At 42.6% G+C, this 13,618-nt stretch carries 9 protein-coding genes; 2 read left to right on the plus strand and 7 right to left on the minus strand.

The genetic code is table 11. The annotated features are described in order from the left end of the window. The first annotated feature begins 306 nt into the window (after window positions 1-306). Both GUA46_RS05805 and GUA46_RS05810 read left to right on the plus strand, forming a co-directional pair. Window positions 307-2,682, plus strand: a complete 2,376-nt coding sequence (locus tag GUA46_RS05805; protein WP_176619691.1) for a S9 family peptidase — start codon at window positions 307-309, stop codon at window positions 2,680-2,682. A gap of 80 nt (window positions 2,683-2,762) precedes the next feature. After that, window positions 2,763-4,007 carry an NRAMP family divalent metal transporter gene (locus GUA46_RS05810; protein WP_176619692.1) on the plus strand — a complete coding sequence of 415 codons (1,245 nt, stop codon included), beginning with the start codon at window positions 2,763-2,765 and terminating at the stop codon, window positions 4,005-4,007. Here GUA46_RS05810 and GUA46_RS05815 read toward each other — a convergent pair whose 3' ends face one another. The 7 genes from GUA46_RS05815 to GUA46_RS05845 all read right to left on the minus strand — a co-directional run bounded on the left by GUA46_RS05815 (window position 4,008) and on the right by GUA46_RS05845 (window position 13,516). Next, entirely contained in the window at window positions 4,008-5,954 is a 1,947-nt protein-coding gene (locus GUA46_RS05815) for an OmpA family protein (protein ID WP_176619693.1), read from the minus strand. 1 nt (window position 5,955) lies between these two features. After that, window positions 5,956-6,948, minus strand: a complete 993-nt coding sequence (locus GUA46_RS05820) for a PorP/SprF family type IX secretion system membrane protein (protein WP_176619694.1) — start codon at window positions 6,946-6,948, stop codon at window positions 5,956-5,958. A 1-nt stretch (window position 6,949) separates the two neighbouring features. After that, window positions 6,950-8,911 carry a T9SS type B sorting domain-containing protein gene (locus GUA46_RS05825; protein WP_176619695.1) on the minus strand — a complete coding sequence of 654 codons (1,962 nt, stop codon included), beginning with the start codon at window positions 8,909-8,911 and terminating at the stop codon, window positions 6,950-6,952. Between the two features lie 143 nt (window positions 8,912-9,054). Continuing rightward, entirely contained in the window at window positions 9,055-9,939 is an 885-nt protein-coding gene (gene fabD, locus GUA46_RS05830; protein ID WP_176619696.1) for an ACP S-malonyltransferase, read from the minus strand. A gap of 63 nt (window positions 9,940-10,002) precedes the next feature. Beyond that, entirely contained in the window at window positions 10,003-10,518 is a 516-nt protein-coding gene (locus GUA46_RS05835; protein ID WP_176619697.1) for a gamma carbonic anhydrase family protein, read from the minus strand. Window positions 10,519-10,571: 53 nt separating this feature from the next. Next, entirely contained in the window at window positions 10,572-11,303 is a 732-nt protein-coding gene (locus GUA46_RS05840; RefSeq protein WP_176619698.1) for a LytR/AlgR family response regulator transcription factor, read from the minus strand. Further along, window positions 11,303-13,516 (minus strand): tetratricopeptide repeat-containing sensor histidine kinase, encoded by a 2,214-nt coding sequence (locus tag GUA46_RS05845; protein WP_176619699.1) that lies wholly within the window; start codon window positions 13,514-13,516, stop codon window positions 11,303-11,305. Before GUA46_RS05845 ends, GUA46_RS05840 begins: the two co-directional genes overlap by 1 nt. Window positions 13,517-13,618 lie beyond the last annotated feature (102 nt).

The following is a 13,618-nucleotide window of genomic DNA, read 5'->3' on the forward strand; positions in this document are numbered from 1 at the left end:
TGAGGCCCGCCTCCGACAGCACCTTCGCCGACATGCCGCCACCGGCCCCGGAGCCCACGATGATCGCATCGTACACCGTAGAATTCTCTATTATCTGCATCTGTTAGTTTGGTTTAATTTAATTGATTGAAATTCAAAAAATTAAGTGAAATGATTTAATCTTAATTACCTTTTGTTCGTTTTAAAGATACTTTTTCTACGAATAAAACCGAGTAGTTTTCTAGTTTTCCTTTGAGTTTCCTGTCCAATAAACCCATCAAAATAACCGATATTTGACAAACTAACTTTCTCAAAAAAATTATTATCATGTTAAGAACCTCTAGCTTCCTTGCGTTTCTTTTTATCTGCATCAATTCCATAATTGCACAAAAGGGCAATATTTCTTCTCTACAGATCAAAGACATTATGCAGGGGGATGACTTTGTCGGACATAGACCATCCAGCGCATATTGGGCCACTGATGGCAAAACATTGTATTTTGATTGGAACCCGGATGGGGCACTGAGCGATTCACTCTATGCCTACTCCGTAACAAACAAAAAAATTAATAAAGTGGGCTTTTTGGATGCAAACTCGCTTCCTTCTTCACGATTGACCTATAATCAGGTCAAAACAAAAGCGGTCTATGCCAAGAATGGCGATATTTTCTTACTGGACCTCAACACCCATCAATCCAAACCTATCACTAAAACACAAGCTAGGGAAAGTGGTCCGCATTTTACGGATAATGGCAAGAGCATCGCTTTTGAACAAAATGGAGAGCTATTTACTTGGAACACGGATTCCGGTTTACTAGAGCAAAAAACACGATTTGTAAAATCCAAAAACAGTGAACCCAAGCGCGACTCCAAGGACGAATGGCTATACCAAGACCAATTGGAACTATTTGATGTTTTGCAGGAGCGTAAGATAAAAAAGGACAGAGGTGAAGAAATAAGTAATCAGTTGGAAACTTTGGAACCGTTGGAGATTGAAACCAAGGGTAAGCCGGTCATCAATCTCGAAATAGACCCGTCCGGAAATTTTATTACTTATGTTTTAATGGACAGGCCTAATTCTAAGGGCACCATTGTACCTCATTTTGTTACAGAATCAGGTTACACCGAAGACCAGAACACCCGTTCCAAGGTGGGTGACGAACCCACAGAATACGAAATGTTCGTGTACGACATCAAAAGTCGCAAGAGCTATCCGGTGGTTTTAGACAACTTGGAAGGTTTGGATTACATTCCGGAATACACCAAAGATTATCCTGACAAGACGTATAAAAATGAAAACCGCATTGGGTCTATCAGTGGGCCTACTTGGAATTCAAATGGAACAAAAGCCGTGTTAGATATCCAAGCCAATGATTATAAAGATCGTTGGATTGTGTTGCTCGACCCAAAAACTGGAAAAGTGGAGCAGCTGGACCGTCAGCATGATGAAGCTTGGATAGCAGGACCAGGCATTGGCAGATGGGGAGGTGGCTCCCTAGGATGGATGCCCGGTGATGACAAGGTTTGGTTCATGTCCGAAAAAACTGGCTACTCCCATTTATATACAGTGAACATCAACAATAAAAAAACGGATGCCCTTACCTCTGGGAATTTTGAAATCTATGATGCTTTCCTATCAAAAGACAAGGACAAATGGTACTTTACCTCCAATAAAACGCATCCCGGAGACCGACAGTTTTATACTATGAAGCTCAAAGGGGGCAAATGGGAGCAATTGACCAACATGACGGGTGGAAATGATGTAACCCTTTCCCCCGATGAGAAAAAAATGGCGATTTTATACTCCTATTCCAACAAACCTACCGAATTGTTTATTAAAGATAACCCGGTGGAGGTCGGTGGAAATCCAGAAGCAGAACAAATCACAAATTCGAATACCGATGAGTTCGAAACTTACGACTGGAAAGACCCGGAAGTCATCACCTTTAAGGCATCAGACGGAGAAGAAGTATATGCAAGACTGTACCAACCGGATGCTTCGGTGAAAAACAAGGCTGCCGTAATTTTTGTACATGGTGCGGGCTACCTTCAGAATGCGCATAAATGGTGGAGCTCCTATTTTAGGGAGTATATGTTCCATAATTTATTGGTGGACAATGGCTATACCGTACTTGATATCGATTATCGCGGAAGTGCGGGCTATGGCAGAGATTGGCGGACTGGAATCTACCGACATATGGGCGGGAAGGATTTATCCGACCAAGTGGACGGCGCCAATATGCTGAAGGAGAAATACGGTATTGATTCAGATAAAATTGGAATCTATGGTGGTTCTTACGGTGGGTTTATCACTTTAATGGGAATGTTCAACGCGCCAGAAACTTTTAGTGCCGGGGGTGCAATCCGTTCCGTGGGCGATTGGGCAGCCTACAACCATGGCTACACCGCTCGAATCTTGAACACGCCGGCTACGGATAGTTTGGCCTATAAACGAAGTTCACCTATTTATTTTGCAGATGGATTAGAAGGTGACCTTTTGATTCTTCACGGTATGGTGGACGATAATGTACATTTTCAGGACATGGTTCGCCTTTCTCAACGGTTGATAGAACTTGGCAAAGAAAACTGGGAAATGGCAGTTTATCCTGTAGAGCGACATGGTTTTGTGGAACCAAGTAGTTGGACAGATGAATACACCCGTATTTTTAAACTATTCCAAAAATCACTTTTGGGAAAAGAATAAACGATTGCCTCTAGGGGGGAAACTGAAAAATTTCAACAAAAAAACATATCTTCCTCCCTGAAAATTAACCAACAAACCGCATGAAGGCACTGTTGAAAGCACTTGGCCCTGGCCTTTTATTCGCCAGTATGGCTATTGGCACCTCACATTTGGTGTTATCTACCAAAGCAGGTGCCCAATATGGTTGGGTAATGGTAGTCCCGATTATTTTGGCCAATTTGCTCAAGTATCCTTTTTTTGAGTTCGGGATTCGCTATACCACGGTGACAGAAAAAAGCTTGATTGAGGGGTACACCAATCTAGGAAAAACTTATTTGTACATTTATGCCTTTGTAACGTTGATTTCCACCTTTACCATTTTGGCGGCGTTGTATGTTGTGACCGCTGGATTGTTCATTAACCTATTCGAGGTAACTTCCGTAGGGGCGGGTGCGATTGCATTTGGACTTTTTGTATTTATAAGTCTTTTGCTCATCATTGGCAAGTATCGATTCCTAGAAAATTCCTTGAAAGCGGTGATTACCATACTCTTTATCGCTCTTTTGATTACAACCGTTATGGTATTACAAAAAGGGCCGGTGCCCAATGCTTCCTCCTATCAAAGGCCGGAAATTTTCAACGAGGTTGGCATTTTATTTTTGATCGGACTTGTTGGGTGGATGCCCACAGCGGTGGAGGCATCTGGCTGGGTAAGCTTATGGGGCATGGAAAATTTAAAAACCATGAAGAACAAGCCCTCTCTAAAACTTGCTCTGCAAGAATTCAACGTTGGATATATCCTTACAGCGGTCTTAGCTTTGTTTTTTATGATCATAGGGTGGATGACCCTCTATGGTACCGGAACGGAAGTTAGCAATAACTCCGTCATCTTTGCGGACCAACTGGTAAGTCTCTTTACGACGCACATTGGAAGTTGGGCCTATTTTTTTATTGCCGTTGCGGCATTCGCCACCATGTTCAGCACCTGTATGACGGCACATGATGCCATTTCCAGGGTAAGCTTGGATGTGCTTCAAAAATTATTTCCCAAAAAAAACATCTACAATGGTAAACATACCTTTGCTTTGATGGTGATTGCCATGGCTTGGATCAACTGGATCGTTATAAGTTTGTTCAGTGCCAACATGGGAAATCTTGTGGCTCTAGCCACTTTTGTTTCGTTTGTTTTTGCCCCGCTATTAGGTTGGATGAATTTAAAAACGGTAACAGGAAAAGATATCCCAGAGGAATACAGGCCCAAAACAGGCTTAAAAGTTCTCACCTATTGCGGCATGATCTTTTTATCGCTCTTCGCTTTGTACTATTGTTGGATGCTGTTGATTTAATTAATCGAACAGAACATTATCGTTGAGTACAACTATCAAAGAACGTTGGTTCTTTTTGTGCAATGTTTCCAAACAGAACACTCCATTGGTACAATTGTTCAAGATTTTATCTTCTCCATAGCCAATAGAGTATAAAATAGTTGTGGCCGGCACACCACTTTCCACCAGATATTTTTTAATGGCATCGGAACGTGCCTGAGTAAGCTTAAAATTGGTACTGCTTCCTCCCCTACTGTCCGTATACGTCTCTATTCGCAATTGTGCATCTGGGAATGCTTTGACGAAGTCAACAACTTTGGTAAGCTCTTCTTTGATATCATCATTAAGTTGGGTAGACCCCGTTTTAAAATAGAAGTCATTCAACTTCACCACTTTTTGACCTTCCCTTTCTTCCACTAAATCATCATAAAGTGAAACGGGAATATCGAAAGTAGTGTTCTGTAAAGCATCCAATTCATCTTGGACAAACTTCTTGATATATCTTGAATATCGCTCTTTGGATGCATCCAACACCAATTCGCTCTCGTATGGAATTTCCAGACGATATTCACCACTTTCATCCGAAATTGTTTTGGCCAGCATAGCCCCGTTCATATCCCATAGACTGACTTCTACGTTGGCAACCGTTTGGGATGATCCACTCTGGTTTACCACAGCACCTTTAAATGTGATAGTCTTGAGACCTGGCTTTTCATCCACCTTGAACCCATAGATATCATCCTTTCCTTTACCTCCTTTACGGTTGGATGCAAAATAGCCCAACAAGCCATCTCCTTCGTTACGGATAATCATTCCAAAATCGTCAAATTCGGTGTTGATGGGTTCTCCCAAATTGATTGGAACCCCAAACCCATCATCCTCAATATTGGATTTATAAATATCCATACCACCCAGACCATAAAACACATCGGATGCAAAATAAAGACTGTTCTCAAATATGTATGGGGCAATCTCGTTTCCTGGCGAATTGATTCTTGGACCCAAATTGATTGGAGCTGACATTACCTGTCCATTATTGGTGTACACATAATAGATATCCGTACCACCATAACTATCCTCAAAATCGGCCGAAAAATAAAGCTTACCGCTAGCATCATCATAAAAGGGATAATAGAAAGAGGTACTCAAGTCCTTCAATAACAATTGATAGGAACCTCCTATCGCTTGTTTGGCAATGGCCAAGGCATTTTTTCCGTTGGAATCGAAGGCTAGCCCCCCATTTTCGGTGTTGGACAGCACATAAAAAATACTGTTCAATTTTGATGAATAGAATGGTGTTGCTTCGTGGTAATCCGTATCCTTCAACGATTTGAACAACTGTACGGAGGCAACTAGTCCAGTAGGCTGAATATTTGATTCGTAAATATGGAAATACCCTTCATTGCCTGGCTCATAGCGTAATTTTTTATTGACTTGTCGTCCACTGGAAAACAAAAGTTTATCATCGTAAAAGCTAGGGGCAAAATCCGTTTGAGGACTGTTTCCGTTCAAATTGAAGATATCATATTCCAACTGATTTTCTTGCGAGCCATTTTCTAGAAGTTGTTTATTGAACTCCATGTTCTCCATCAATTCCTTAGGAAAACTTGACGAAACTTTGGCCAAAAATCCATTTGTTCCATCCGTATTGGAATTTTGGGATAGGCTCCTAAGCATCTTGTTGTAATGGTGAGCATCCATCAAAGAATCCTTTCCAAAGATTTCCATGTAGGTCTTGGACGCTTTTTCAAAATTCTCGGTTTCAAAATAGGCATCAGCCAGATTAAGGAACTGCTGTTTGGTAAGTACTCCTTTTGAAAGTTGCTTCTCGTAGGCATCGACCGCCTTTTGATATTCGTACTGAAAAAAGAAAACATCTCCTGGGGAACTTCTTTTTTGAGCAAAACTGAGCACTGTGCCCAGTAGGCATGCCCAAAGTGTCAATTGTATTTTTTTTACATGGCTCATGTTAGAAAAATCTAGGGGAATCTATTTGCTTTCCTTTATTGTCGTTCGATTTTTTATCCTTGGACTTATTACCTCCGGAACCAAAACCGCCCCGTCCTATATAAAACTTGATGATTGCCTCATGGGAACCGCCGCTGTATTCACCCAGACCATTGGTAGCATAATCGTACGCGTACCCTATAAACATCGCGTTTGAAATCTGAAGTCCCGCCAACCCGCTTACGGCATTGTCCAATCGATACGACCCACCAATAGTGAGAGCATCCAAAAACTGAAAATTGGCCGATAAGTTTACCGTTACTGGGGAACCTTCTAAGTAATTTACCAAAAATGCAGGCTTAAATTTGGTCTGTTCTCCCAATTTGAACACATACCCTCCAATGGCATTGAATTGCATATTATCTTCTACGATGGTCGCCACTTCGTTGTTGTACAATGCATTTGTCAAAAAGTTGGGTACAGAGACCCCAAGGTACCAGTCTTCTTCATGGTACATAAAAAGACCTGCCCCCACAGTGGGATAAAAACTATTGTATTTACCCCCCAATATCGATGGATCCGATGGGTTTTCAAAATTACCCTTGGAATAATCTATATCTAGCATTGACCCTCCGACATTTAGTCCAAAAGAGAGCTTGGTTTCTTGAGATAATCGGATTTGATAGGAATAAGCAATATCAAAATATGTTTGGGTAGATGGTCCTAGAACATCGTTCACCACATTGATTCCCAATCCCATTTTTTCATTCTTAAAAGGAATATTGGCACCTCCCCTAATCGTTGTAGGCGCTCCATCGATATCCATCCATTGCGAGCGGTACAATCCAATTATTTCAGGACTTTCCACAGTGCCCACATATGCCGGGTTAAAACTACCAATATTATACATGTACTGAGTGTAATGCGGCTCCTTTTGTCCATACACGGAACCAATGACCATGCATAGAGTAAGTAAGCATATTACGTATTTCAACAAACCTTTTATATCTGGCATTTTAGTTGTCTCTTACAATTTGTATCCATCCTTTTAACACATCCGTTCCATCTCCATTTAGGTCCAGAACATAGAAATAAGTACCCTTGGGTAAATCGCCATTCTTGCCTGTTCCGTCCCAAGAACTATCATATCCATCCATTTGGAAAACGCTGTTGCCGTATCGGTCGAAAACTTCGAATGTATTATTAGGGAATAGATGATCCCCAACCAAGGTAAGGGTATCGTTGTACCCGTCCCCATTGGGCGAGAAAATATTACATATAGTGCCTGGATAAACACATTGGCTTCTATCTACACTTACGGTTACAGAGTCGGAGTTATTACCAAGCACATCATCTTCAGGCACCGAGGATACCAATGCTGCCGTATTCGGAATATCTCCTGCACCTCTTGCTCTTACTGTTATGGTCAGAGTTGCATTTAAATCGGCCGGGGTCATTTCCGAGATGGTCCATTCTCCAGTACCTGAATCATAGTTCCCTAAGGTTGCTTCAGCATTCAAAAATTCAAAATCTTCATCAAGTATATCACTGACGACAATATCCATTACCAAATTTCCGTCCACATTTTCCACATCGATAACAAAAACTATTTCTTCCCCCAACAAATAGGCATCCCTACCTTCTACGCTTTTTGTTATGGCCAAATCAATGGCCTCATTGGAAATACAATCTTGTACGGCTATGGTAATCTGGGCCGAAGCTGTTTCTGTACAGTTTCCAACAGTATTCGTGGTATATTCAAAAATGTAATCCCCACTGGGAAGCCCAGTAAAATCGACTACGTTTTCAGCTCCGATTGTCACATTTCCTTCTGAAGGATCAGTAATTATTGTCCAAGTCCCAGGATCTTGACCAATAAGCCCCTCATCCAAATCGAAAGTATTCGGACCATCATCACTGGAAACATTACATGCTTGCAGTCCATCTATCGGAGCCCCCGCCAACGGTTCATTGTTCACGGTGACCACCACCTCCTCACGTTCGGAAGCACATTCATTGGATGCCGCGGAAACATAAAAAGAGGTAGTTTCCGTTAACTCTCCGGTCTCAAAGGTGGTTCCTGTTGCGATAGGACTTGCATTTGCATCCAAACTATCGAACCAGCTATAGGTTATGGCACTCAAATCTTCCACCTCGGCAGTAACCGTTAATACAGATGTTCCTGAGCCACAAATCTGTTCTGCAGTGGTCTCTATAATGGTTGGGGTGAAATTTCTTTCCAGTTCCAGCTCCAAGCTAGCGCCGTAACAGTCATTGGCATTATCGTAATAGAATCCATAGTAAACACCAGAGCCATCTTCTATATTACTATCAATTTGATCATCAACGTTATCCGGAGAAGGGTTTCTGGACCACACCAGTTGTGTGCCCCCGGGTCCGTTCACATTGTTAACATAATTGTCCAAATCCACAAATATGGCCTCGCAGAACACTGTGGGCTCTGTGGTATCTAAGTTAGGGGCTGCCAAATTGGTACAGGTACCATCAGGGACATCTTCGCTTGAAATGGTCACTGTGGCCGAACCACTACCAGGGGCTACTGTATAATTAGCATTGGAAACTATGTTCACGGTAACCGTTTCATCAAACTCGACCAGAGCATCTTGCAATACATCGACGTCCAATGTCTCTGAACCATTACCTCCACTTAAAATACCAATGGTAACACTCACAGAGGGTGGCAATGCAGTATAATCCACTCCTGATGTTGCCGTACTGCTCACATCGACTTCCAAAAAGACTTCCACAGTTGAGAAAACTGTACCTCCTGTTACAGAAATAGTAAACTCACCAGAAGTAAGGCCTGCCTCGCTGGCATTAGGTTCGCTTGCGGTTATGGAAACGGTTTGCCCAAAGCCAACACCGATACCCAATAGTAGAAAAAGAATAATCAAAATATGACCACGACCCATAGCGGCAGATGGTATTGATGAGGTTGTTTTTAGCCGAGCTTGCATTATTTATTGCGTGCTTTTCAGTTATGTTCTTTTTGCCTGCGTGTAGTTGGTAAGTTGGGTGAACCAATATTACAAAAAAGGCAAGGAACAACCTTGCCAATTAGTTTAAATCTCAATTTATTTGGATGAACTGTTTTCCGTGCTTAAGAAACCACTGCGGAACTGGTTTCGGCCTCACCGTGAATTTTTTTCACCAACCCTTGCAACACCTTGCCCGGCCCTACTTCCACAAAGGATGTAGCCCCGCCTTTTACCATTTGCTGAACGCTTTGCGTCCACTTTACGGGAGCGGTCAACTGTAGTATTAAATTCTTTTGAATTTCAATCGGGTCGGATACTGCCGTCGTGGTCACATTTTGATAAATAGGGCAGCTCGGCGTCTTAAATTCGGTAGCTTTGATGGCTGCGGCCAATTCTTCCCTAGCAGGCTCCATCAACGGGGAATGGAAAGCTCCACCCACTGGCAACAACAAAGCTCTTCTTGCTCCGGCCTCTTTCAATTTTTCACAGGCTACATTAACAGCATCCACTTCACCGGAAATTACCAATTGCCCTGGACAATTGTAGTTTGCAGGCACCACTACACCTTCCACTTCCGAACAGATTTTTTCCACAACCTCATCTTCCAGCCCCAAAACGGCGGCCATGGTACTGGGTTGTATCTCGCATGCTTTTTGCATGGCAAGGGCACGCTGTGAAACCAATTTTAGTCCATCTTCAAAGTTTAAGGTGCCGTTGGCCACCAATGCGGAGAATTCTCCCAAGGAATGCCCGGCCACCATATCCGGCTTAAAACTATCCCCCAACACCTTGCTCAAGATTACAGAATGTAAAAAAATGGCGGGTTGTGTCACCTTGGTCTGTTTTAGGTCCTCGGCCGTACCTTCGAACATGATATCGGTAATTGAAAAACCAAGGATTTCATTGGCTTTTTCAAACAGCTCCTGTGCCTCGGAGTGATTTTCGTACAGGTCCAAGCCCATACCTACAAATTGTGCACCTTGTCCTGGAAAAATATATGCGTTCATGGTTGTCGATTTTTTTGAGTGGCACAAAAATAGGGAATATTCAATTTATCGTTTGCTCGATTACTATTGTTCTTTGAACCAACTGGCGTATTTCACGTAATTATTGGCTATCCGGTCTATTTCCCCTTTGGACAGTTCAGGGCTGATGTCCTTTATCTTCTTGGCGGGCATTCCTGCATAAATACTTCCCGCTTCCACATGGGTCCCCTTAGTGACCACTGCCCCTGCCGCAATAATGGAGTTGCTCTCCACTACACAGTCATCCATAATAATGCTTCCCATACCCACCAGCACATTGTCCTTGATCGTGCAACCATGTACTAAAGCATTATGGCCTATGGAGACGTTGTTCCCGATAGTGGTCGGGGATTTTTCGTAAGTGCAGTGGATCACCGCACCATCCTGCACATTCACTTTATTTCCCATTTTGATAAAATGGACATCGCCACGTATTACTGCGTTGAACCAAACACTGCATTGGTCTCCCATAGTTACCTCACCCACAATGGTTGCATTTTCCGCGATAAAACAATCCTTTCCAAACTCAGGAGATTTTCCCCGTACCGGTTTTATAATCATGCTAATATATTTTGACTTTGTTTCACCTTCCTCGACATGGGATGATGAATAATTTATTGAAAATACGACAATAGTTCCGCCTTTTTGGATGCCGAAACGGAAAGTTCTTTCCCGTTGGACAACACCACACTACCTCCCTTGCCTTTTTTGTACTTCACCACCTCGGTCACGTTGACCAAATATGATTTATGGATTCGAGCAAAAGAATACGATTGCAGGGCTTCTTCAAAATATTTGAGGGTTTTGCTCACAACTATTTTCCTTTTTTCCAGATAGATTTCGGTATAATTATCGTCCGCTTTGCAGAAATAGATATCGGCAACCTCCAACACTTGGAAACCATCTTGTTGGGGCAATGTTATTTTTCCTTCAGCCTTCACGGACCGAGCTTGCAGCACCTGTCCCTCCAAGGCATTCTCCTTTTCCTTGATGGTACGCACATAGTCCACTGCTTTTATCAACTCATCAATATTGATGGGTTTCATCAAATAATAGGCCGCATGATGATTGAGTGCGTCCATGGCATATTGGTTATAGGCCGTCACAAAAATGGTCTCAAAAGTACGGTCGGGGATTTGGTCCAACAGGTCAAAAGCATTTCCAAAGGGCATTTCCACATCCAAAAACACCAAATCGGGACTGTGTCTTTTGATTTGTTGCAGCCCCTCTTCAATAGTAGCTCCCTCGCCTAACAGCGTGACTTTATCGCAATACTTCGCCAAATAGTTCCGGAGAATTTCGCGGCTATTGGCTTCATCTTCCACAATTACTGCTTTTAGTTCCATTATTGCTTTTTAAGTTTTAAGGAGACTCGGGTTCCGGTTTGGTCTTTGTTCAAATCAGCAATGGATACATCTACCCTGTTTTTGTACATATCGTTCAAAATCTGGATGCGTTTTTTTATGTTGCCCATGCCCTTGGATTTCTGTTTCTTTTGATTGGTGGTCTTCAATTCAGCGGACCTTTTTCTTCCTATACCGTCATCCTCGATACAGATTTCGAGCATATCATCTGTAATTTGCCTAACTTTGATTTTAAGGCAACCCTTTTCCTCCCTATAGCGCAGTCCATGCCAAATGGCATTTTCTATATAGGGCTGCAACAACATGGGCGGAATCTGAAAGGCATCCACATCTATTTTTTTATCTACGTCTATTTCGTAATCAAACTTGTCGGAAAACCTTGAATGTTCCAATTTTACGTATAGTTCCAACAACTCCAGTTCCTTGGCCAACGGAATAAAATCTTCTTCTGAATTCTCGAGTACACTTCGCATCAACACGGAAAACTCACTTAAAAACCGATTGGCACTTCGCTCGTCGCTCTTGGCGATGTAGGTATTGACGGAATTAAGCGCATTAAAAATAAAATGCGGGTTCATTTGTGTCCGGAGCGATTTCAATGCCAGAAGGTTATTGGCCAATTTTTGCTGCCTGTTGCTCCTGTAATACAAGAATGCGGTAAGTGCCATCAGGGCAATTCCAAATATCAGTGAGTAGATGATCCATTTTTGTCGCTTACTGGTCTCCTCGTACAATTGCTGCTCCGTTACCGCCAGACTATACTTGCTCTGACTTAGCTCCCTTTCCTGTTCCAAACTGGAAATTCGGTTTTGTGTGTTTGCAATCTCTCGGTTAAAACGTGCCGCCCTGGAAATTTCCTGTTCCTTTCGAACATATAGGCTATCCACCACGGCCACATAATCCTGATAAGATGCCAATGCCTTGCCGTAATCACCTTTGTAGCCGTACACTTCGGATAATTTTCGCGTAGCGTCCTTTTGCACTACCAGGTCATCATCCTTGTCCGCTTCCACTATACTTTTTTCCAGATACGGAATTGCTTCCTCTAATTTGTCCTGTGCGATATAGGCGTTGGCAATTTTATAATTGATGCGCTGAGAGGTTATGGTATCCCGTGTATTGATTCCCAGTCCTCTGGTGGCCACACTGGCCCTTGACATCTGCTTTAGTTCGTCCAGGTTTCTTTTTCTCAGTTGAATCTCGTCATTATAACGACTTTTCTGATTATAGAAATCCGCCACTTTTTCACTCTCTTGAATCAAGCGCTCAGGTGCCACTTCTTTTGATAAGTTCAAGGAATTTTGGTAAAACCCTTCGGCTTCTATTACCCTATCTTCGCTTGCGAATACATCAGCAATTTTAGAATTGAGGTCGATTTCCTTTGGCGAAATCTGATTCTTTTCCGCAATAAGCAGTCCCTGCTGATAGTACCCTTGGGCATCTTTCAATTTGTTCAGCTCCTTATTGGCATCGCCTAGAGCTTCAAAAAGCTCGATTCGCTGATAGGGAACCATGTTCCTTACCGTTACCAGAGGTTCTAGAATGGAGATGGCACTTTCATAATTTCCGTTCAGCACATAAGCACGTCCCAAATGTATTTTGGTCTTGTTGGATTCTTGGGCGGCCAAGGCATCCTTAAAATTGGTGATGGCCAAATCGTACTGTTCGTGGAACATATAGATTTCGCCCAAAGTACGTAACGAGGCAGAAAATTCAGTTTTATTGCCCGAACTTCCCAAAGGTTCCATGGAACGCGCGATAAAATCGATGCTCTTTTCCAAATTGGTTTTCTTGTAGACATTGGCCGAATCCAAAAACCGTTGATGGTCTGCAAGGAAACTCCTTGAACTTATGGCTTCCCGTTTTTGCTTTTTCGAAACCCCACCGTAATAACCTTCCACCAACACATCCACATCCTCACCCGATTTGATACGGTAACGCACGGTTTCCAGTTCAGGTCCTTCAACCATCAATATATCTCCTACGGAAGCCCTGATAACAAACTCGCCCAAGGCATTTGTAGTGGTAAAGGCACCTTTATCGGTAGATACACGAACTCCAGAAATGGGGGCGTAGTTTTCCTTGCCCTTTACCGAGCCCTTGATCTGTATTTGACCCTGTGCATTTCCCACTTGCGCCAGAGAACCCAACGAGGAGAAAAGAATCAATAGTAATATGTAAATGTGGCGAGCCATATGTTAGGTAAACATACTGCATCCCAAGCATTTTAAAAAATGGTCACCTACCGAAATCCACTAAAAAACAACTCTATTTTACCACTTTACGAAGTTGTTGGT

Source organism: Flagellimonas chongwuensis (assembly GCF_013376415.1).
Classification (GTDB): Bacteria; Bacteroidota; Bacteroidia; order Flavobacteriales; family Flavobacteriaceae; genus Flagellimonas; species Flagellimonas chongwuensis.